The following is a 23,045-nucleotide window of genomic DNA, read 5'->3' on the forward strand; positions in this document are numbered from 1 at the left end:
CTTAAAGAATTTAATTCTATAAAAATAAAAAAAGGGCTACCTTTTTGAGGCAGCCCTTTTTTTCGGTTTACTTAAAATTATCTGACCCCCGTATAGGTATACGTCTCTTCAAATGAACGCGTACCTGCGGTCCATTTAACATACATTACCTTTGTGGTAGGATTCCAGTTACTAGAAGGATCTGTAATTGGAGTACCAATAGAAGATACAACACTAACAACAGTTACTTTATTTGTAGTAAAGTCGATAGCGTAAGTAATGATATTGATATAAGTATCCAATAAATTGGTTTTAACTGTATTTGCTCCAGCTGTTACCAGTGGTACATTTTTAAAGTTAGCATTTGCTACCAATGAAGTAGTTGCTGAGGTTTTGTAAGAATATAAACCATCAACTGCGTTTTTCGCGCCAATTGCTAAAATAACGGTACCAAAGTTACCACTAACGGTACTACCACCGCTTGCTCCTGTTATTTTAAGTGGCACAGCATACGCTTTTGACAAATCAAATAAACTAGTGTTAACAGTTACATTAAAACTTGCACTTTTTTGTCCTTTTGGAATAACAACTGAAGTACCGCTAATAGAATACATGCTTGTAGGCATTGCTTCATAAGTAGTACTTTGTTCTGTATTATATTGGGTAATAACAGAATTTGCAGCCAAAGCATACGTAACAGTTATATCTTGAGGAGCCACATCTTCAGCACCAGAATAACTCACAAAGATTGGAATTACGGTATTGGTGGTTACGATTGGGTAGCTCAATACATATAATGGGGTAGTACTTCCATGAACAGCAATATCGGATGGATTTGAAAACTCTACTACATTGGCTCCTGCTTTATCAGGATCAAGCACAGTGCTGTCATCTTTTAAACAAGATGATAGTGCGATTGCGGCAAACATCACCGCTACGGTTCTATTAATAAATTTTTTCATTTTACTATTAATTTAAATCCCAAAAGATAAGTGAACTAAATTTGTTGATTCCTTGTGGAGCATTTGTTGGGTTTAAGTTATACTCTTCTTGAGGATAAAGTAACCTAGTTGGCAATTTATCTGGGTGAGTAGAAACTGATTGTCTAGAAGCAAAGGTCTCTAATGGAAGTAATGATCCATTCACAATTCTAGGGTAACCAGTACGTCTGAATTCATTATATGCTTCATCATTTTCGATCATATTTAAAGCAATGTACTTTTGGGTAATGATGGCTTCAATTTTTTGATCTAATGTTGTTGCTAATGAGAAATTAACTAAAGGACTTGCAGCATTAGCAGTTGTATAAGTAGTTACATCAGTTGCTACGTTTTTAGCAGGATCTACTGTACCAGCTACTGTTTTGTACAAATACGTAAATGACGAAGTGATACCTGCATTAAATTGTGCGGTAGCATCACCTGTTAAATAACCACGTGCATACGCTTCAGCTCTTAAGAAGTTAGTTTCTGCAAGAATAAGAATTGGTTGTCCTTGAGTTGGTCCTTTAGTTACACCAAGTACGTTTGATGAACTAGTACCTGTACTCCAAGCAGAACCTGCAGATAAAGCAGTAGGTACAGTTGAAGACTCATCACCTAATTGGTTAGTTGGTGTGCTAGGGAAACTTCTATAGATTACACTTCCTCTTCCTGGATCAGATAATTTACCACCGTTATAGAAACTATAAATAAATTTAGTAGGTATTCTACTTGTAGTAGTATTAGCTCCAGTAGTGGTGAAACCAATTGCATTGTACGTAGGGTTTGGTCTAGTAGTTTTCTCATAACCAGGCTGTACAATAGCATCAGTAGTAAGGAAACCCACAGTAGAAGCATTAAGCGTAGCAAATTCTGTAGTTGCATACGCAGCTAATGAAGGAACGCCAGCCATTTTAATTAACATACGCAATTTAATGGTATTGCCAAATCTCTTCCAGTTGTCCATACCTGCACCACCAGTACCACTTCCACCAAATAATGGATCGGCTGTACTAGGAACCGTAACGGTTGTAGCAGTATTGGCTTGGCCAGTTGAAATATCAGCAATTGCTTTATTTATATCAGCAATACATGCTTTATATACATCTGGACCTTTGTCATACTTAGGCTGAAGACTATTAACACCTTTTAACGCATCAGTGTAAGGCACATCGTTATATTGATTAACCAAACGCTCGAAAGCGAAAGATTTCATAATACGTGCTATTGAAGTAGACCACACCAATGTTGGATCACCTTTGGTACTATTGATAATGTACTCAAAGTCATTTGCATTGTCATAAGAAGCACTCCATAAACCTGAGTTTAAGTCTGTACCAAAGTCATACGTAACTACCGCACCAAATCCACCAAAACCACCAGCATTTGCTCTAGCACCAGAAAAATCAGCTAGACCTTGGCTAAATGAAACGGTAATTGACGCCGCACCAACTATAGCCTGCGGAAGCACCGCAGCAGGCGTTGATGATGTAAAGCTATTGGGGTTCTCATTGATTTCTAGGTAATCTTTACAAGAACTTGCTCCAACAACCACCACGCCTAAAATTAAATATTTGAATATTTTTTTCATAATTCTTTTATACTTATAAAGTTAACGATACACTAAAACCGTAGAATCTTCCTGGAGGAGTTTGGCTCAATGAAGTGAATCCAATAGCATTGCTATCTTGATCAAAAGCACTGTACTCAGGATCGGTATAGATGTTAGATTTAGGAGCCCACAAGAATAAGTTACGACCTTGTAAACTTACAGTAGCTCCTTTAATAAATTTGATGTTACTTAACACAGATTTAGGAATATCATAAGATAATGAAAGCTCACGCATTTTCCAGAATGCTGCAGAATAAGTGTAGTTAGCATTAACAGCTGTATTTGAAGGACCATTTGTCCAGAAATCAACACCACCTGTTCTAGTCTGAATGTTTGTGTTAACAATAGACGCACCAGTAACTGGGTCAAGATAAACTGAATTAGGAACTACGAAACGATCTCTGTTAAAATAAGTGGTTCTGATACCAGCACCAGAGAAATCGAAACCAGTACTTGCACCAGTATAGATGATGTTACCAGTACGGTATTCGAATACTGTAGCTAAACGGAACCCTTTGTATGAAGCAGACATATCTAAACCTAAACGATGTTTTGGCTCAGAAATACCCAATGATGAAGTTGCAGTTGTAGCACTTGGCAAACCAGTAATACGGTCTACAATAATTCTACCCTGTGCATCTTTATTATAAGTAGTACCTTTTAATAAAGGGAAAGAGCTACCAACTTCAGCAACAAGGTTAGCAGTACCAAAAGTACCTAAACTGATGAATGATTGGTCAGTACTAATAGAAAGTACCTTATTTTTGTTGAAAGTATAGTTACCACCAACAGATACTTCTAAACCGTAAGAAGTACGGATAGGAGTTACACGAACGGCAGTTTCAAAACCTCTATTCTCAACTTCACCAGTATTGGTTAAGTAACCGTTAAAACCAGTAGCAGAAGGAATACCAACTGATACAGTTTGGTCAACAGTATTTGATTTGTAAACAGTAGCACTTACGGTTAATCTTGATTTAAACATCTCTAAATCAAATCCACCCTCTAATGAAGTAGTAACCTCTGGCTTGATTTCTGGAGATACTAATGCATTACTTACACCAAATCCTGGTACACCTGCATATGGATAACCATATTGTTGACCGAATGTTGGCAATAATCTATAAGCACCTAAGTTTACTAGACCTACTTTAGATACACCACCTCTAATTTTTAAACTTGAAATTGTTTTAGATTCTTTCAAGAATGGAATTGCATCAGAAGCAATGAAGGCAACGTCAGCAGCTGGATAGAATAACGAACGGAATTCTTGTGCCAATACCGAACGCCAGTCATTTCTAGCAGTTAAGTGTAAGTATAAATAGCTTTTGAAACCAACACGGGCATCAGCATATACACCAATTTGACGTACACGAGTATTTGACTCTGAACCTGAAGTGTTACCAGTTGTATTTTGAACGTTATACAAGCCTGGGATTACCATTGATGAAGACGCAGCATTTACAGCTTTTGTATAGTTATCACGAACACTTGAACCTAAAATAACATTTAAAGAGAAATCTTTGCTCAGTTGTTTAATGTATTGAGCTTGAAACTCAGGGTTAGTTTGTGTTTCAGTTCTCGCTCCATCACCTACGCTACCTGCTCTATCAGTTGCAATAGCATTACCGCTAATAGATTTTCTATAAGCTGAATAGGTGTACTTATCAGACCAGCTTTTAGTTCTAACGTTTCTGTTGCTCAAAGAAGCTCTTAACAATAACGATAATTCAGGAAGTGGATTATATTTAATCTGAACATTACCTGTTAAATAATCATTACTTGTTAAAGTTCTGTTATTGTCCAAGTTAAAGTAAGGATTGTCATAATACTCATTATAAAAACCATCAGGACTAGCAAATGGATCTACTCTCCAATTAGCATAGCGGGTTAATGGAATTTGACCCGGAGACATTAGTACGTTTTGGAAAGCTGTACCAGCATCACCTAGGTTGTACCTGTTTTGAACATAGTTAGCATTAAATGAGAAACTTACATCTTTCATTAAATCTCTTTTACCATTTAAACGGATAGTAAAACGGTTGTATTTGTCATTTGGCACTGTACCAGTTTGATCAAAATACTGAGCTGAAAGGTAATAAGTACCTTTTTCATCACCAGAAGATAAACTAAAATCTGTTTGGTTGTTAATACCAGTTTCCCAGAATTGTTGTTTTCCTTCAGATGTATTCCAAGAATAAGGAACAGTTTGGATTGAACCATCAATAAGTGGTTTACCAATAACTCTCATCGAACCATCAAATGCAGGACCATATTGTTGGTTCTCAAATGGGGTATAAGAAGGAACATCATCTGGACCAGTACCTGAACCATATTCTTCTTGCAATTTAGGCAAATAAGAGATAGTCTCTAAACTAGTAGTTTGACCTACTTTGATCTGAGTTTCGCCTCTTTTACCACTTTTAGTAGTGATGATTAAAGCTCCGTTTGATGCATCAGAACCATAAAGTGCAGCAGCACCAGCTCCGTTCAACACTTGGATATCTTCAACATCTTCAGGGTTTAAGTTTCCTAATACACTACTAGGCACGATAACGTTATCTACTACTACTAGAGCAGTATTGTTACCCAATAGAGAACGGTTACCACGTAATACCAAACGTACACTTGGGTTAACACCAGAACTTACCGCGTTTACCTGTAAACCTGCAACTTTACCCGAAAGTGCACTTGCTACGTTAAATGGTTTTGCTTGTGTAAGTACTGTAGAACCTATAGTGGTTGCCTGGTTACCTTGCTCACGACGTTTGATGCTTACACCACCCGCTGTTACCACAACCTGATCTAATGTTTTTGCATCAAGAACTAATGACACATTTATAACATTTCCAGTAATAGCTACTTCTTGAGAAGAGTAGCCTAAATAAGAGATCACTAAAGTTCTAGCAGCTGCAGGAACTTTAATTGAAAACCTACCATCAACTCCTGTTGTTGCTCCAACTCCCGAGACTTCTTTTACTTTTACAGACACGCCTGGTATCGGCAGTCCGTCTTCACTTGCTTTAACAGTACCAGTTACTGTACGTTCTTGAGAAAACGCAGCAACAGATAGTGTACACAAAATGAATAAACCTAGTACAAGTTTTTTCATAAATTAATAAAATTTAGGTTAGTTAATAATTAATTAATCCTTAAATATCGATAAAAGTAAATGAGAATCAAAATTTTAAAAGCTTGTGGATTAGGATTTAAGAAGTAAAGTATTGATTATCAAGTGTTTAAATTTTAACACTTTTTAACAACTTTCAAGCAAAAATTGGTGATTTTCGCATATTATGATAAATAAAGATAAAACTTAACTTTTAGTTAATAACATCCTTATAATGATAATTTTAATTGGCAGAAGTTGAAGATTTTATCGGACTTCCAATTGATTTATAGTTTCCATCTCCTTTTAAGATGGCTAAAATCTGTGTTTGATTAGTGAAAAGCTGTTTAGCCTGGGCTATTTCTTTATCATATTGGAAAGCTTGTTCTATTTTCCCCTTTTCATAGTAATATCTACTTATGATTTGGGTTTCCAAAATGCGTTTAATCTCGGCTTTGTGTGTAATCAGGTCTGTTTTTTTTGCGCTTACCATTTTCGACTTTAATTCATCCAGGTCTGTCTTAACTGCTGCAAGCTTATTCTCGGTTTCTGCTTCTGTACGTAGATCGGCTAATAATCGTTCTGTTTTGGAGGTATAGCTATAATCTTTGTCGGCCAATGAATTAACGAACTGTGCATAATCAGCGTCTGTTAGCTGGAATGTTTTCACGTTAGGGGCCACCTGATTGGCTTTTCTATAAGCGTTAGCATAATCGAAAAATAGATTTTTATTAGCCAATGAAATGGTGATAGGACTATATTTAACGGGACTAACAAATAAATCTGGGTACACCCCGTTTCCGTTATATACCGTTCTTCCTGATTTTGTGGCGTAGGCCTGCATTACCGAGTCGGCAAATTTCTGTGCGGTTCCGTTTTCATTCTTATGCGCATAATCAAGTGCCTGAATGCATCTGCCAGAAGGCGTATAATATTTAGCTACCGTAACCTTGACCAAACTATTGTAGGGAAGATTAAATGTTTGCTGCACTAAACCCTTGCCATAGCTGCGTTGACCAATTACGATCGCCCTGTCAAGGTCTTGCATCGCGCCAGCAACAATTTCAGAGGCTGATGCTGATGAACCATTTACCAATACTACCAAAGGAACTTCTGGCGCAATTGGGGTGGCCAATGTTCTATAGCTTATTGTTTTCTCCGGATTTCTTCCTTTTTGAACTACAACCAGAATATTTTTAGCAACAAAAAGATTTACGATCTTAACTGCTTCCTGAAGAATTCCGCCGCCGTTGTTACGTAGGTCTAAAACTATGCCCTTCGGACTGTTCTTATTGATCAACTCGAGGGCCTCTTTAACTTCCTGACCAGAGTTTTCTAAAAATTTATCCAACTTAATATAGCCAATCTGTCCCTCAAGCATTCCAGAATAGCTTACATTAGGTTGTTTGATTTCTTCCCTCACAATAGTTTTTTTAAGGATGGCTCCATCCCTAACCAAAACAAGGTTGATTGCTGACCCTTTTGGGCCACGTAGAAGCTGGCTGATCTGAATGCGATCTTTTCCTTTGGTATCTATATCGTTTATTTTAACGATCTGATCCCCCGGTTTAACATCTTGCTTGTTGGCGGGGTTTCCTTCAGTTACCTCATTAACATACAGTTTCCCATCAATAAATAATGTACCCGCACCAATACCGCCATACTGCGTACTTACGTATTTGAGCTTATAATCTTCGATTTCTGATTCTGGAATGTATTCTGTATAAGGATCCAGACCATCCAGCATAGAATCAATGCCTTTCCGCATCAAATCTCCCGGATCCGTTTCTTCAACATAGTTGATGTTGATTTCCTTGTAAAGAGAAGCAAAAATGTCAAGATTCTTTGAAACGAGAAATAAGTCTTCCTTAAAAGCCAATGTTAACAGCATCAATGCTACTGCTAGGAACAGAAAATTGGTTTTGATCTTTTTCATTTACTGCCTAATTCATCCTAAACTTACACAAAATCACTAGCATTTAAAAGTAGATTTATAGTCTATTCCCCATTGGATCGGCCAGAGCTTTACGAATGGTGAATTCAATATACGCTTGGTCCCGTTTTACTAACTGCATCAGCCGTTGAACCAACTGATCTTCTTGCCCTGGAGAAAACGAAAGGTTTTCCTGAGTTAAATCGCGGTATTTTCTTAAAAATTTAATTTTAACCCTTTCCCAGGTTTCTGGAGTAAGTGTAAAGCTCGCCATAGTTGAATACTTTGCTACAAAAGTATAAAATTTTAGGTATTGTTAATTTATTATCTTAAAATGGTTAAACTGCCACTAACCTTCCCGCAGTCTGTTTTTAGATCAATAACATAATAATATACCCCAATTGGTAAAATCTTACCATTATATATGCCATCAAATGGTTTTGGATAACCTCTCGAGTAGAAGATCTTATTGCCATCACGACTATATATACTAAAATCAGCGTTTAAATAATTTTGTGCACCATTGATTTGCCATACGTCATTAATTCCATCCCCATTGGGGGTGATAGAATTAGGAATAGTTAAGACTGTATTTTTTAACGTAGCAAAATCGATCAGTGATCCTTCAACTACACAAGAGTTTACATCTGTTACCACCAATTTATATTTGCCAATAGTTGCCCCACTTAAATTAAGTTGGTTGGAAATAAGGTTGTTATTTTCATCAACCCATCTAAAAGCGTATGGACCGGTTGTGCCATTTACCACAATACCCGTGGTACTTATTGTTTTGCCATCACAGCTTAGATATTGTTGCATTGCCGAATAATCAATAGTAGGCAAAGGCCTTTCGGTAATTTCGAATTCTCCCACACTATTAGAGCAGCCGTGACTACTATATGCTTCCAATCTATACTTCCCTGCAACCTGATTTGACAAGGTCTGTGAACTGCCAATTTCGTTCCCTTGCGAGTCAAACCACTTAAATGTAAATACCGCATTGCCGTTATTGCCGGTAACACTGATTTTTCCGTTGGTCATGCCACAAGTTACGGGGGTAATTACTGCGGTTGCTCCACTAAACGTTTCTGTCAGATTTTGGATCACATAATTAGGTGAGACTATCAAACAATTTCCCTGCCCCGCAGTAAAATGATAGGTGCCGCCGGGTACATTATCTAAATCGTCGGCTGTACCAACCACCTGAGCGGTGGCATTGTTAAACCAGGTTCTCGAAAGGTTATTGGCCACACCAATATTTCTTATACTTCCATCAGCGTTACCGCAATAGGCGTCTGTAATCTTCTTCGCAGCATCATTAATTCCATTGCTAAGTAGGGGCACGTTATAAATTGGCGAGGTGACATCGCAAAGGCCTTGTTGGCCCGCCTTGAAGTAATAATCACCAGAAGGAACGTCTATTAGATCTGCGCTTGTACCAACTACTTGGCCTGAAGAATTAAACCATTGGAGAATGCTCCAGTCGAATACTTTGATCCCTTTGATACTCCCCCCATTTAAGCCACAAAATCCGCCCATTATTTGGCGTCCCGAATCATCGATAAAGGGTTTAGAGAAGGTAGATGTCGCACCGTCCGAATTAGTGCCCATGCTGGTAATCTTGCCATTGATTGTTCCGCTATAGCTCCAATCTCCCAATGCATTAGTGAAAACGGTGGCTAGCCAGGTTTTACCTTGGCAATCTGGGCAGGAATCATTATAAAATAACTCGACAATAGAATTTGGCAAGTAAGAACCACTTGCGCCCGTAGCCGTTATGTTACTAATTCTAGATTGCGTAACCACTTTCCCAGCAGGAAGGTTTTTAAAGACTACTGCAGCCGTGCTGTTACAATAGAAGCTATTCTTGAGCATGGTAATGGGGTAAGCAATTTCGATTAGAACGCCAGTCTTATTATAGGCGATTTTATTTTCTGCCGCAATGGAGTTTCCGCCTATTAGTCCTTTGTTGCAAAAGTTAACATGAATTCCGGTTTCATTAGCAAAATTTTCGTTGCCCGTTAATCCGGTTCCAATTCTATTACCAGCAACTACAAATCCTCCATTAGCAAAATCAAGCAAAATCCCTTGCTTTTGGGCGCATATATAGTTATTGGTAATTAACGGAATGGCACTTTCCCCATTAACAAAAATTCCATTAGCAGCATTTGAGGCGATACTTTTTATCAAGGTTTTGTCTAGCCCTATCACATTGTTTGCAATCTTTATAGTGTTATCTGCACCTCCAAGTGCAATTCCATTTTTTGTATTACTGGTAATAAGGTTTCCTTCGGCTGGTGTGTCTCCTCCAATGATACTATTTTTCAGAAAGCTGATGTCTATTCCGCTTTCATTTGGGCTGGCTATTAGTCCATTTTCTGACAATCCGAATATATTGGATGAAATTTTAACGTTTACAACATCGAATCTAGGAATAACAAAAGGCGATAGGACTCCGGCATAATTCCCGACAAAACAATTAGGCCTGTTGGGCGCGCCAATAATTACATCTGATGAATTATACAGGTAAATCCCGGCTTTTTTATCATCTACTGCACCCGCAGGATCTGATTTGAAGTTGCTGAACATCAGCCCATATATTTCTATGTTTTTAGCATTATCCAATCTTAATCCGCTAAAGTAATCTGACGCGATGTTGATTAAACTAATTTTAATGTTTGGGTTTAGTAAAAATGAGCTGGGCTGGGTAGTGGCATCGATAATCAAATTTGATGTGAGGATAGGTAATTCTGACTCGAGTGGAATGGTAATACCGGCTACGTCTATGGCGGGAATATTGAAATAGATATAGTCTGTTGAACCGGTACCATTGGCGTTGGCCGAAGTTATCGCTTCGCGCAGGCTTCCAGCACCTGCATTAGCATTAGAAGTAACTGTAAAAACAGCTGCATGGGCTAATGAGCCATAAATCAGGAGTAAAAACAGTAGTGCCCTTTTCATTTAAAAATGTTAAGATACAAAAAAACCAAGTCAATTTCTCGACTTGGTTCTTAGATTTATTTAAAGGGATCTAGTAAAAAGTAGTGTAAGCCAGCACGTTAATGGGATAAGTAACATTTCCCTGCACCCCGCGGAGGATTATCGTATATGCCCGGCCCTTAGTTAAACCAGTAGTGAGCGTTCCCAAAACAACGTTGGTTGAACTGTTATTAACCGTATACGTAAATGATGGTGCTGGTCCTCCACCGTTCATAGGAACGTCTGTCCAAGCCGATGCTGCTCCATAGGCCACATTGGAAGCAACCTTAGCACCATTTGAAGTTCTAATAAAGTCCACATTTGGACCTCCATTATAAAGGTTAATTACCCTTACTACAAGTTTAGTTGTATCGATCGAAGGACGTGCGTCTTCCAACACCAATAATGGGCCAACTGATTTATTTGTGCTACTGTAAACACCACTCGTAAATATAGAGTAATACTTTCCTGCCGCAGCATTGATGGTTGTATTTAATACTTCTAAGCTCGGATCTGCAGTTGCTGAAGGTATGATCTTAGCAGTTATTTTTTTTGTGCCTGGTGAAGCTATTGCATAACCCAAATCTGGGAACAAACTGGTTGCTGCAGTATAACTATAACCTGCATTCTCTACTCCAGTAGAAGATAGCCCAGCACTGAATTTTGCACCATCTACATAAAAGTTTAATGTTGGACTACCTGGCGTAACATCCAAAAATTTTAGGTAAGTGTAGGTTGGGTCACTAGCAGGTATAATGTCATACTTCGTATCCTCTACCAAACTCTCTTTTTTGCAGGCCGTGAGTACACTCAAACCTGCCAATATAATAACATAAAATATCTTTTTCATTTCAAATTAATTTAAGGTTGAGAAAACCACATCGGTATGGTATGATAATCAATTCTATCCGCACCAATCTTTTTAAGCGCAGCAACATTCCACAAATATTCAGAGTTGTATCTAGGGCGGTACCGTTGAGCTGGTTTACCTCCGTTATCAACATAAAAACTAGTTGGGAAAACATAGGCTCCTAAATAAGGATTATTTCCTTTTGAATCTCCAACATTATAATTGTATTTACGCAAATCAGTCCATGTTTCAACAAACCCATAACCATATAAGGCCAGGTATTTTTGAAGCATAATGTCTTTTAAGGTCAGGGTTGCTGCAGTTTGTCGTACAGAAGCGCTCGTCATGTAAGCTGTTTTCTCTGCTGGAGTAATAGCAGTACCTAATGCACTTACAAAGTCGATACTAGCTGAAATACCATTTTGATATGCAGTTAACGCCAAGGTAGCATTACCTGCTCTCAAGGCTGCTTCAGCTTTAAGGAATTGCATTTCTGAATAAGTCATGATTGGGAAACCGGCATTGTCTTTAAACAAATATTTACCTGTTCCTGGACCTGGGTTAGCAGAACCGAAGGCACCCCATGGATTAGGGATTTGATTTTTCAATGCCGCGGTTCCATCTGCAGAAGAATAAGGGGTGCTACCTCTAAATACACCATCAGCAGAGGCAGTAATCATAGTGTTCCTTCTAGGATCGATTACCGTACCCGCTGTACCTGTAAAATAGGTTCCGTCCAATAATCCAACGATAATTCTGGTTTGTTTGTAAGAACCTAAATTCGCCCTAAGCGGCCCAAAGAAATTACCATTGGTGGCAGTAGACCCTGTATTAGGAACCAAGAAATTATCCGCATTGCTTGTTAAAGATTTATCTACGTATTCGATTACCTTAGCTGGATCGTAAGTAGCTTTGTTTATTGTGCTGCTTGCGTTTCTAGCTAATATTCCGTAGTTAAATCTAACCCATTTGGCTGCATCTCCATTGTAGGCCAAGTCATATCCAGCCATTTTTGCCGGACTTCCTGTACCATCAGGTCTAGTGAAATTTTTAATCGACTCATTTGCCAATCTCACCACTTCAGCATATACATCTTGTTGTGGATCATAGTCAAACACAAAGCGATTTGGCTCGAAGGCTTGTTTTAAAATGATATCACCATGATAGTCTGTGGTAAGTTGCCAGCTCCAAGCTTTCAACGCTTGAGCCATACCTACATAATTCCACTCTGTTTTTTTCTCGCTATCATCAATGATCAGATTAAGGTTCGCACCTAGTCCATAATAGTTGGTACGCCAGATTTCGCCCATGGCATCACTTGACACCAACCATCCATGTTGTTCTCCAACGTTAACGGCTCCTCCAAAATACTGGATTAGTCCACCAAGATATCTCGAGTCAAATTGTACACCACGTTCCATCTGCGCAAACAATGGCGGTGTTAACGTTTTGCTATCCGGATTTTGCGGAGTAGCGGGGTCTGTGTTTACATCGAAATATTTTTCACACCCACTTAATGCGATAGTAAACGCAATTAATACTAAATATATTTTTTTCATGATTTTCAAAATTTAAAATCCAAGGCTTAATCCTAAAGTAAATGTTTTAGGTTGTCCAAATGATCCATAATCAATACCTAACCCTCCTGTACCACCAGAAGCTGCACTTAATCCATTTACTGAAGGATCAACTCCGTTATAGTTGGTAAGTAACCAAAGATCGGTTCCTGTAACAAATACACTTGCTCTTTTAAATGTTTTGTTAGACTGGAACAATGTTTTTGGTAGGTTATATCTCAAAGTTACATCTTTTAACCTAATCCAATTAATGTCTTTTTGGATGAAATCTTTCGGATTGTAGGCAGTAGAGTAGTATGCTGTAGTAATATATGGAATAACAACAATGTTATTTGGTGTAGGGGTAGCCGAGTTTTCTAGACCGTCTCTTAGCACACCTTTAACGATACGTGGTACTTCACGATCCAACGATAACGTAGACATACCTCTTGCATATAAATAAGCCTCAGTTGCGTTATAGATATCCCCACCTTTTCTTAAGTCGAACAAGAATGAAAGGCTGAAGTTTTTATAGGTAAAACTGTTATTAACACCTACACCAAGATCAGGGGCAGCATCACCCATTGGGGTGAAGTTGGTATCCTTAATTGGTAAGCCACTAGTTGGGCTAATTAATACATCACCATTTTTATTTCTCAGGTAATCAGTACCAGCTAATGCAGATACAGAGTTCCCAGCGAAATATTGTTTTCTTACGTTATCTGCTAACCAGCTATCCGAAACATAGAACGTTTCTTGATCTCCTGGCAATGAAATGATCTTACCTCTTTGTCTGGTAAAGTTAGCGGTTACATCCCATGAAAAATCTTTATTTCTAATAGGTGAACCTTTTGCAACCAATTCAAAACCTTTATTGGTAATCTTTCCACTATTGATATAAGCTAAGATCGCTCCTGTTGCATAACTTAAACGTGGAGCAGTGATTTGGCCTTCACTTACAGTATAGTAGTAAGAGAAATTAAATGACAATCTATTTTTAAGGAATCCTAAATCTAAACCTACGTCTGTTGTTGTTGTAAACTCAGCTTCAAGATCAGGGTTACCTAATGTTACATCGGTAGCGAAACCACCACCTGTGGTAGTTTGGGCTATCAACTTAGTGCTTTTTACATAAGCAGTTCTTGGATCTTTACCACTTCTACCCCAAGATGCTCTCAATTTTCCTTCTGATAACCATTTTGCTTCTTTAAATACATTTAAGTCTGAGAACACAAAACTTAATGCTGTTGCTGGGTAGAAAAAGTTGATTGGTCCAGGTCTAAGTGTAGAAGAAAGATCTTCACGTCCGGTTAACGTTAAATAAAGAATGTCGGCATAACCTAATTCAGCCTGTGCAAACACACCCATTTTACGTTTAATAATGTCCGTATACTGAACCCTTTGCGTAGTTGGATCGGTATTGTTCATGCTGTAGAAATTAGCCTGATAGAACCTTGTTCCAAATTGCGCCGTTACTTGATCTCTATTATCGTTAATATCATAACCTACTGTTAACACAGGTTTGAATTTACCATACTCTTTTCTAGCTCTTACAATTAATGAACCATTAAAAAGCATGCTGTTTTCAGAGAAGGTATTGATACCGCCACCCACATAGGTACTAGCAGTTTTATTAGCATTATAAGATTCTGGGTGATATGCTCCAAGACCTTGCAATGAATATACGTCGGCACCTGCTCTCGCGGTAACTGTTAACCAATTCATAGGTTTATAATCAACTGAAAAATTACCTAAAATACGGTTTAGCTTTTCCCAGTTAGGGTTATTCTGCATTGACCAGAGCGGGTTATCCAATTCCCCACCATTTGTGCCGGTAATAGTTCTTCTAGCGCCTGTGGCAGTATAGATATTTCTAATATCATCAACAACTGGCCAGGTAAGCACACTTAACATCGGGCTTTCCGCACCTTTATATGTTTTATCAGTTTTAGAGTTGATAAAGTTAAAGGATGCATTCGCAGAAATTTTTGGACTAATTTTGGCTGAGCCGGTTAGTCTGGTATCAAATTTCTTATAACCAGTTCCCTCAATAACGCCATTTTGATCGGTATAGCTCATGCTGCTTCTAAACTGAGCGGCTTCTGTACCTCCATCAATAGAAGCATTGTGTCTTTGTGTGAAACCCGTTTTATAAAAGGAACCTAAGTTATCGTATATGGTAAATCTTCCTGGATATTTCGCTCCGAAATAAGTTCTGGTTCTAACCTCTTCGTCAAAGATACCACCTGCACCACCACCATATACTGTTTGCACATCTGGGAAGCGATAAGCTTGCTCCATTTTAAACGAGTTACTATAGGCAACACTTGCTTTTCCTATTTTTGCTTTTTTGGTAGTAATTAATACCGCTCCAGAAGCACCTTGCGTACCGTATAAGGCAGCAGCTTCCGGACCTTTAAGGATAGTAAGCGATTCGATATCCTCAGGATTGATGTCCATCCCGCGATTACCATAATCGTTGTTCCTGTTAAATGTCGCTTGTCCAACTAGGTTATACTCGCTAAAAGTATTGTTTGAAATTGGCAAACCGTCGATAACAAATAGAGGCTGATTATCTCCGTCTAGGGAGATGGCTCCCCTGATAATAATAGACGCAGAGGCACCAGGCGTACCATTTGTAGGAGTGATGGTTGCTCCGGCAATCCGCCCTTGTAGGGCGTTTAAGAAGTTTTCGCGTTGTGTTTGGGCTAAATCTTCGCCTTTAACTGTTTGGGTATCATAACCCAATGAACGCTTAACCCTCTCGATACCTTGAGCGGTAACCACTACCTCATTCAGCACTCTAGAATCGACACCCAAAACCACATTGATCACACCAGATGCGGTGATTATTTTTTCTTGGGTTGCCATTCCTAGATAGATATACTGAAGTACATCTCCTGAATTGACTTTAATTAGATAAACGCCAGCAGGGCTGGTTTGAACAGCCGTTGTTGATCCTTTTATCTTCACAGAAGCACCTGGAATGGGCAATCCATCTTCTGCTGAAGTAACTTTACCGGAAACCGTTAACTGCTGTGCCATCGCTTGTACAGCAAACAGAAACGTGCCCAAAAACAGCATGAGTAATTTTCTTTTCATAAACATGAATTTGGTTAAAAAATAAGTTTTGTTTTTGTTGATTGTTTGGCATTTGTTAAACACGCATTAATACGCAAAATAACAATTGATAGGTAAATATCATAAATGTTTTTGACTATAGGAAGAAAATATTTAACTATTTTTAAGAACCTTGCATAAATTTATTGCAAAAAGCAGCAAAAAGCCGCAGATTTTATTAATTTTATGTCCTAATACTCCCAATAGCTATAGAGACTATGTTAAAAAAAGAGAGGCACGAATTTATAATGCGCCAAATTAACCTGCATAATCGCGTATTAACATCAGACTTGGTACATCTTTTAAATGTATCAGAAGATACCATCAGACGCGATTTACAAGAAATGTCTGATGATAACCTGCTTTATAAAGTTCATGGTGGTGCCCTGTCAAAATCTTATCACTCTACTTTTGACGACAGTTCTGTTTATGCAAAGGATGCAAAAATAAGTATTGCAAAAAAAACCATCCCTTTGGTAAAAGACGGCATGGTTATTTTAACTGGTGGCGGTACCACAATTTTAGAATTGGTTAAACAATTGCCAGAAAATCTACAGGCTACCTTTTTTACGGTGAGCCCCCTTGTGGCGGTAGAGCTTGCAAAGTACCGTAAAGTTGAAGTAATTTTAATTGGTGGGATATTTTCTAAAAACTCACAGATTACCTATGGCAGTCATGTAATTAATCAGCTCTCAGAGATTAATGCAGATCTTTGCTTGCTGGGCACTAGTGCGATACATCCTACCAACGGCCTTACCGATACGGATTGGGAAATTAACCAATTGAAAAAAACGATGCTGGGCTCCTCAAGAAAATCAGCCATATTGTGTATTTCTGAGAAATTAGATATTTCTTTGAGAATAAAGGTTGCTTCCCTAGAAAATATAGATTATTTAATCACTGAATTAGATTCTAATGACTCTCAATTATCTTCTTATCAGGTTAAAGGTCTACAGATTTTATAGCCTTATAAAGCACAGGAAATAAACTTTTGCCAGATCCGGGAATATCCTATGGAGTTCGCAAGTTACATTACCTTATCAAGAAATGAGCCCGATAAATCGGGCCCATCAATACATTTAATTCAAAACCCCGAAATTGGGTCGTTCAAATTGTCATATTATTTTAGTTAAAAGGTAGGATCTGTTGGCGTATTTGTATTGTTATCTCTTTCAGTAAATGGATAGGGGAAGAAATTGCGTTTACGTTCAGAATTTGGCTGATTAAACCTTCTCATATCTTCAAGCTTTAAGCCCGACATAAATAATTCTATACATCTATGCTTATATATCAAATCGAGTATTTGAGCTTGAGTATAGGGACCAACAAGAGGTGCTAAATTAGCGCCAACCCCAAAGGGATCTGAAGCGGGAGTTTTGGTTACTATTTTATTAAGTTCTGCTAATGCATTCACTAGATTAGGAGAAGCCTGACGGGCATATGCCTCGGCTTTTATTAATGTCATCTCACCCGGTAAGTAAACGGGGATTGGAGTAAAAGTTCCTGCACCGAAACCATTGATCCTAACAGTGGTGTTAACTGTAGTATAAAATGAAATCCTTGCATCACCTGCATCCGGAACATTTGCGCCCGTTTGGCCTAGATTTAAGTTTTTGGGCTGTATAACATTATTTGTAGACGTGGCCACCTCAAAAATTGGATTAAGATTTAATGCATCATAAGTGAAAGTAGATTTTTTAGTCAAATCTACTGCGTTAGCGCTAGCCAGTGCAAGGGTATAATTGCCTGCGAATAAGGCATAACGTGCTTTTAGGGCATATAAAGTATTGGTGATATCTATTCCCGCTGGGATATTTCCGGAAAAAGATGTGCTTATTGGGTTTGCGCCAATTACAGCCAGCGCATTATCTATAGTGGCAATGGCTTTATTAAAACCTTCCAAACGGGTTATAAATGGTACGTTTTGTCCTGTTGATGCAGGAATCTTTTCCCAATATTCTGACAAATTACCTAATGCCAAAGCTTTAAAGATACTTGCATGGGCAATTAAACCAGCCGCATAATTCTTATCTGGCAAGTTCGCAGCATTGTTAATTACATTGTCTGCATCGAAAATAATCTTGTTGGATCCGGTCCAAATATTTCCCAAAACCGTATTCGTCCCATCAACCTGTACGCCACCTGCAACCAATCTTTCTTCATTCGTATTGCCGGTATTGATAGAGATCAGTTCATTTGTGGTTAAGCCGTTTGCCGTAACACTTGCATAAAGTACTCCTGCCCTACTGGTTGAGTATATTTTTTGTAAACCAACGGTAACTCCCGTTAATCCTTTCGCCGTGGTTAATACCTGATCGGCTGTAGCTGCATTGGGGTTTAGGTATTCTTTATTACAAGCAATACAAAACGTAACTACTGTAAGGAGAAATGCATACCCGATATATTTTGAAATTAAACTTTTCATAACTAATAGTTTTAAATTAAAATTTTGCTTGTAAACCTAAAGAGAAAGTGCGTGGAATAGGTACTGATCCAAAATCGATGTTTCTTAGGATTGTTGACTGTCCACCAGAATTCAATTCAGGGTCATAACCTTTATAATTATCCCACGAGAATAGGTTTCTACCACTTAGATTAACCGTTAAACCTTTGATGAATTTCACTTGTCCGATATTATAGCTTAAAGAAATTTCCCGCAACTTAACAAAAGAACCATCATCAATACGCCATTCTTCAACATTATATACACCTGCCACATAGCCTCTAGGCAATTGCCCCATCTGCTCTGCTTCAGCAACTTTTCCATTGCCAACACCTTGCCTGGTTCTCCAATCGGCATTCCATACATCTCCACCTTGTACCGCATCCAACTGTATGTGCAAACTTAATTTCTTAAAGGTAAAATCGTTTACCAATGAACCCGTGTAATCAGGGTTGGGATCGCCAAGTACTTTACGCGTTACGTTGCCAGCAGCTTGGCCATTGGTTAAGGGAATGCCCTGGGCATTGGTTGCGATGTTTCCATCGGCTGTTCTCTCGAAGTATGTTCCATAGAATACACCAACGGGATAGCCATCTGTGATCGACACCGGAGCACCCGCATTAGTTGAGAGTAATCTTTGTGCTCCAGATCCCACGATTTTATTTCTATTTCTATTAAAAATCAAAGTGGGTGTCCATGAAAAATTTTGACCCTTAATTGGCGCTCCCGTAAGCATTAGCTCTATACCTTTGTTCTCGAGTGTGCCACTAATATTGTTTAGCAGACTAGAATATCCGGTAGAGGGTGCTATAACTACTCCTAGAAGCAGATCCTTTACTGTTTTGTTATAATAACTGAAAGTTAAACCCAAGCGATTGTTAAAAAAAGACATATCGGTTCCTATTTCAAGTTCTCTCTGGCGCTCAGGTTTAACATTGGTATTAGCTAAAGTGGATAAGGAAGTTAGCGAAGTTTTACTGTTTAATGCCCCTGGCGAATAAACATTAAATCGATCATAGGCTCCAATACCCGTTAAATTGCCGGATTCGCCATATGCAGCTCTTACCTTAAAAGCATTCCACCATGAAGAAACCCCCATATCTTTCCAAAACTCTGCTGATGATAAAACGTAACTCACATTTGCTTTGGGATAAAATTGAGTTCTGTTATCTTCGCCAAAAACGGTAGATTGATCTACCCTTATCGCTCCAGTTAAAAATAGGTGGTCTTTGTATTTGAAGTTCTGTTGGAGATAGGCTCCGCTGATTGAAAACTCTGACCTACTATCCGCATTGGGCAGGATTGTACTTGCTCCATTTACAACCTGAACAAACGGCGCCAATCCCCGTCCGTTTAAGAGACTATATAAATCCTTTTGATATTGATAAGAACCACCTAACTGCGTAGTGGACCCAAATAGGTCAGAAATTTTGGCATCATAGGTGAAGTTCAACTCGTTATTAAATAATGTTGTTGTTGCATTTGCAGCGCTTGCATAGCCATTTAAGGATGGATCTAAAGTTGGGCCACCACCATAAAAACCGGTACTAACATTATAGGCGAACGGCGGTATAAAGGTGGTACCGTTTTGGATCGTATTATCAACACCCATTGTATAATCAACTGTCAAGTTTTTTAATGGCGTTAGTTTTAGTCCGGCATTGGCAATAACACGATTGGTAAACTGACGTTGTTTAATATCTTCAATTACAGAAACTGGATTTACGCGACCCCGCTCTCCAACAGCCTTTAAATTGCCCAGTGCATCCCTTGAAAATATATCATGGAAATTACCAATAATAGTAACTGAATTCATTGGCGAAAAGAATGAGTTTCCATCAGGCTTTTCATTTGCATTACTGTGAATGTAGTTGAATCCAGCAGTTAATCTAGCCCATTTATTGATAGTTTGATCAAGATTGGCCCTAAAATTCATGCGTTTAAAATCGGTATTCTTAATTATTCCCTGATTAGAGAAATACGCAGCAGAGGTATAAAATTTTGTGTTATCACTTCCTCCTGATACCGAAACCGAATTATCGGTTCCAACACCGGTCTGGAATATGTAATCTTGGTAGTTATATCGGGTAACAGGGGTTGTAGTTGTTAATGTTGGCGTTAGAACATCTTGTGTAACCAAATCTACAGATCCCCCAAATTTAGTTGGAGATTGATTTACTTCAATTTGCTTACGAAGTTCACTTATGGTCATGCTGGTATTGAAACTTACTTGTGTAGCTCCGGTTCTACCTCGTTTTGTAAAAATCTGAATAACACCTGCATTTGCTCTTGATCCATAAATGGCAGCAGCAGCAGCTCCATTTAACACCTCAATACGCTCGATATCAGCGGGGTTGATGTCAACCATTCTGTTTTGCCCAATGCTACCTATAAAGTTCCCCCCATCATAGTTAGACGAGGTGTTGGTTACCCTGGTGGTAGAATTATTTACAATCACACCATCAATGATATATAATGGCTCTGAAGAAGAGTTGACAGAACTAACTCCTCTCAATCTAACTGAGATGCCGCCGGCTGGATCGCCGGAGTTTTGGCTAATCTGCGCACCAGGCGTTTTACCTTGTAAGGAAGCCAGCGCATTCCCACTTGGAGCTTTATTTAGGTCATCGCCTTTAACTGTGCTCACGTAACTTCCCAATTGCTTCCGCGTTGTACCTTGGGATGTACCGGTTACAATGATTTCATCTAAGCCAACGGCGTCTGGAGAAATATCTGCGTTTATAACTACAGATAGATTGTCGCCTAATAGTAGTGGGGTGGTTACCGATTTAAAACCTACATAAGAAAACACGAGCTGATAGGTTCCTGGTGCTAAATCTGCGCTAAGTGAAAAATTACCATCTCCATTGGTAGAAGTGGCAAAATTGGTATTTTGGATCTTTACCCCTGCGCCCGGGACTGTTACCTTACTAGACGCGTCGGTTACTTTACCTGTAATGGTATAACGCCGGGTTTGCGCACTTGCTGTCGAAAACAAAAGCACCAGAAAGAGGGGTGTTAAGAATGTGGAAAATAGCCTTGACCACTTCAAAGTGTAAAATCTTTTCATACGTGAGGGTTTAATTTGGTTAGTTCTTAGGAATGTTTGTAATCTTTTTAAAACGATACCGTTGCAAATTTTAATTAAAGATGATAAAATGTTTAGTTTAAAAATTAATAAAACTTATGAACAAACTAACATTTATTTTGGCAAACAAATCTTCCCCATGCATACAGAAGGCACCCCCTCACGATCTCCAAAATCTATAGCATTACCCGCAAGGGTCTCATTAGCCAGCAATGCAAATAGAACGGCTTCCTTCGCATCAGGATTAATGTTTAATTCTGAAGTAGTAGTAAAGGTAGCCTCTGGTAGCGCATTTTGAAGTAGCTGGGTAAGTAATGGATTATGCATGCCTCCACCGCTCATAAAAATTTTAGGCAGTCTATCTTTCGCAATGGTACGCTTAATGGCATCTACAATGGTGTTAGCAGAAAAGTGGCAGAGGGTTGCAAGGATATCTTCGTGTGGAATATTCGAAGTCCCACTTCGCTCCCTGGCCGCAGTAAGGTAATGCATACTGAACAGTTCTGGCCCGGTTGTTTTTGGAAATCCGAGGTTAAAGAAGGGATGGTCTACTAATTGAGCAAGCAATTTTTCGTTTAATTTTCCGGCTTTTGCCAGTTTAGCATCATGGTCGTAATACAAACCTGAATAATGGAGTTGTATATAATGATCAATCAACGTGTTTCCAGGGCCCACATCCGTAGAAAATACACGGGTTGCATCTCCATCACCTGGCAGAAACGTAAAATTTGCAATGCCACCAATATTTAACATTATCCGATCTTCTCCTTTTTTGCTGAAGAGCAAATAATCGCCATAAACTGCTAATGGCGCGCCTTCGCCCCCGGCAGCCAGATGCTTTTGCCTAAAATCTGCAATGGTGATGATTCCGGTGCCAACGGCGATATGATCACCATCGCCTATTTGGAGTGTTCCATTTGGAAGGTCATTTATTTGATGCAAAGATTTTGGTGCATGGAAGATCGTTTGACCGTGACTAGCGACTACATCAACCGCTAACGTAGACACTCCCCACAACTTAAGTGCATCGAGGATTAGTTCTGCATGCGTGTTACCTATATATTCGTTCAATAAGCACACCTGTTCTAAATCTGCGTCTTTTTTTGAAAATATGGCTTTTACAGCGGTTCTAAAATTATCTGAATAAGGCATTGTGATAAATTTTAGGAGCTTGAGTTCTGTTTCGATGCCACTATTTTTACATGCACAAAGTGCGATATCCAATCCATCCATAGAGGTACCAGACATGAGTCCAATAATGGTACGTTCTTTTTTTCCAGCAATGTTAAATAGTTTAGCAATATTGGTATTCATGGAAGAAAAATTTAGCTAAAGGTAACCACGTTAAAGGTAATCTGATTAAATTTTATACGTCAATTTTAAAAATACTCCTATA

At 38.7% G+C, this 23,045-nt stretch carries 13 protein-coding genes; 1 reads left to right on the plus strand and 12 read right to left on the minus strand.

Translation table 11 applies throughout. The features are described from left to right. Positions 1-77 precede the first annotated feature (77 nt). The 9 genes from AC6H0V_RS13890 to AC6H0V_RS13930 all read right to left on the minus strand — a co-directional run bounded on the left by AC6H0V_RS13890 (position 78) and on the right by AC6H0V_RS13930 (position 16,100). Positions 78-941 carry a DUF1735 domain-containing protein gene (locus tag AC6H0V_RS13890; RefSeq protein WP_497560790.1) on the minus strand — a complete coding sequence of 288 codons (864 nt, stop codon included), beginning with the start codon at positions 939-941 and terminating at the stop codon, positions 78-80. A gap of 7 nt (positions 942-948) precedes the next feature. Beyond that, positions 949-2,550 (minus strand): SusD/RagB family nutrient-binding outer membrane lipoprotein, encoded by a 1,602-nt coding sequence (locus AC6H0V_RS13895; RefSeq protein WP_497560791.1) that lies wholly within the window; start codon positions 2,548-2,550, stop codon positions 949-951. 13 nt (positions 2,551-2,563) lie between these two features. Further along, positions 2,564-5,683 carry a SusC/RagA family TonB-linked outer membrane protein gene (locus tag AC6H0V_RS13900; protein ID WP_497560792.1) on the minus strand — a complete coding sequence of 1,040 codons (3,120 nt, stop codon included), beginning with the start codon at positions 5,681-5,683 and terminating at the stop codon, positions 2,564-2,566. A gap of 241 nt (positions 5,684-5,924) precedes the next feature. Then, entirely contained in the window at positions 5,925-7,616 is a 1,692-nt protein-coding gene (locus tag AC6H0V_RS13905; RefSeq protein ID WP_497560793.1) for a S41 family peptidase, read from the minus strand. Positions 7,617-7,671: 55 nt separating this feature from the next. Beyond that, the gene (locus AC6H0V_RS13910) at positions 7,672-7,887 is read right to left on the minus strand and encodes a hypothetical protein (RefSeq protein WP_497560794.1); all 216 of its coding nucleotides are present in this window, start codon (positions 7,885-7,887) and stop codon (positions 7,672-7,674) included. 50 nt (positions 7,888-7,937) lie between these two features. Further along, the gene (locus AC6H0V_RS13915) at positions 7,938-10,574 is read right to left on the minus strand and encodes a T9SS type B sorting domain-containing protein (protein WP_497560795.1); all 2,637 of its coding nucleotides are present in this window, start codon (positions 10,572-10,574) and stop codon (positions 7,938-7,940) included. Between the two features lie 70 nt (positions 10,575-10,644). Then, positions 10,645-11,442 carry a DUF4397 domain-containing protein gene (locus AC6H0V_RS13920; protein WP_497560796.1) on the minus strand — a complete coding sequence of 266 codons (798 nt, stop codon included), beginning with the start codon at positions 11,440-11,442 and terminating at the stop codon, positions 10,645-10,647. 11 nt (positions 11,443-11,453) lie between these two features. Next, complete coding sequence (locus tag AC6H0V_RS13925) at positions 11,454-13,001, minus strand: SusD/RagB family nutrient-binding outer membrane lipoprotein (protein WP_497560797.1); 1,548 nt, start codon at positions 12,999-13,001, stop codon at positions 11,454-11,456. A gap of 12 nt (positions 13,002-13,013) precedes the next feature. After that, on the minus strand, positions 13,014-16,100 hold the full coding sequence (locus AC6H0V_RS13930) for a SusC/RagA family TonB-linked outer membrane protein (protein WP_497560798.1): 3,087 nt from the start codon (positions 16,098-16,100) through the stop codon (positions 13,014-13,016). Positions 16,101-16,336: 236 nt separating this feature from the next. On the opposite strand from AC6H0V_RS13930, the gene AC6H0V_RS13935 reads away from it, so the two are divergent. Continuing rightward, positions 16,337-17,083, plus strand: a complete 747-nt coding sequence (locus tag AC6H0V_RS13935; RefSeq protein ID WP_497560799.1) for a DeoR/GlpR family DNA-binding transcription regulator — start codon at positions 16,337-16,339, stop codon at positions 17,081-17,083. A 164-nt stretch (positions 17,084-17,247) separates the two neighbouring features. On the opposite strand, the gene AC6H0V_RS13940 is transcribed toward AC6H0V_RS13935, so the two are convergent. From AC6H0V_RS13940 to AC6H0V_RS13950, 3 genes are all read right to left on the minus strand, one after another. Further along, the gene (locus AC6H0V_RS13940; RefSeq protein WP_497560800.1) at positions 17,248-18,543 is read right to left on the minus strand and encodes a RagB/SusD family nutrient uptake outer membrane protein; all 1,296 of its coding nucleotides are present in this window, start codon (positions 18,541-18,543) and stop codon (positions 17,248-17,250) included. A gap of 16 nt (positions 18,544-18,559) precedes the next feature. Further along, positions 18,560-21,631 (minus strand): SusC/RagA family TonB-linked outer membrane protein, encoded by a 3,072-nt coding sequence (locus AC6H0V_RS13945; RefSeq protein ID WP_497560801.1) that lies wholly within the window; start codon positions 21,629-21,631, stop codon positions 18,560-18,562. A gap of 132 nt (positions 21,632-21,763) precedes the next feature. Continuing rightward, positions 21,764-22,963, minus strand: coding sequence for an anhydro-N-acetylmuramic acid kinase (locus tag AC6H0V_RS13950; protein WP_497560802.1), 1,200 nt, complete (start codon positions 22,961-22,963; stop codon positions 21,764-21,766). Positions 22,964-23,045 lie beyond the last annotated feature (82 nt).

This window comes from Pedobacter sp. NO84 (assembly GCF_059703915.1).

What these genes read in the sequence shown, in the direction of transcription:
- AC6H0V_RS13895 (WP_497560791.1), bottom strand. Translation starts at nt 2,550, where the DNA reads ATGAAAAAAATATTCAAATATTTAATTTTAGGCGTGGTGGTTGTTGGA.
- AC6H0V_RS13890 (WP_497560790.1), bottom strand. Translation starts at nt 941, where the DNA reads ATGAAAAAATTTATTAATAGAACCGTAGCGGTGATGTTTGCCGCAATC.
- AC6H0V_RS13920 (WP_497560796.1), bottom strand. Translation starts at nt 11,442, where the DNA reads ATGAAAAAGATATTTTATGTTATTATATTGGCAGGTTTGAGTGTACTC.
- AC6H0V_RS13935 (WP_497560799.1), top strand. Translation starts at nt 16,337, where the DNA reads ATGTTAAAAAAAGAGAGGCACGAATTTATAATGCGCCAAATTAACCTG.
- AC6H0V_RS13910 (WP_497560794.1), bottom strand. Translation starts at nt 7,887, where the DNA reads ATGGCGAGCTTTACACTTACTCCAGAAACCTGGGAAAGGGTTAAAATT.
- AC6H0V_RS13925 (WP_497560797.1), bottom strand. Translation starts at nt 13,001, where the DNA reads ATGAAAAAAATATATTTAGTATTAATTGCGTTTACTATCGCATTAAGT.
- AC6H0V_RS13900 (WP_497560792.1), bottom strand. Translation starts at nt 5,683, where the DNA reads ATGAAAAAACTTGTACTAGGTTTATTCATTTTGTGTACACTATCTGTT.
- AC6H0V_RS13945 (WP_497560801.1), bottom strand. Translation starts at nt 21,631, where the DNA reads ATGAAAAGATTTTACACTTTGAAGTGGTCAAGGCTATTTTCCACATTC.
- AC6H0V_RS13930 (WP_497560798.1), bottom strand. Translation starts at nt 16,100, where the DNA reads ATGAAAAGAAAATTACTCATGCTGTTTTTGGGCACGTTTCTGTTTGCT.
- AC6H0V_RS13905 (WP_497560793.1), bottom strand. Translation starts at nt 7,616, where the DNA reads ATGAAAAAGATCAAAACCAATTTTCTGTTCCTAGCAGTAGCATTGATG.
- AC6H0V_RS13950 (WP_497560802.1), bottom strand. Translation starts at nt 22,963, where the DNA reads ATGAATACCAATATTGCTAAACTATTTAACATTGCTGGAAAAAAAGAA.
- AC6H0V_RS13915 (WP_497560795.1), bottom strand. Translation starts at nt 10,574, where the DNA reads ATGAAAAGGGCACTACTGTTTTTACTCCTGATTTATGGCTCATTAGCC.
- AC6H0V_RS13940 (WP_497560800.1), bottom strand. Translation starts at nt 18,543, where the DNA reads ATGAAAAGTTTAATTTCAAAATATATCGGGTATGCATTTCTCCTTACA.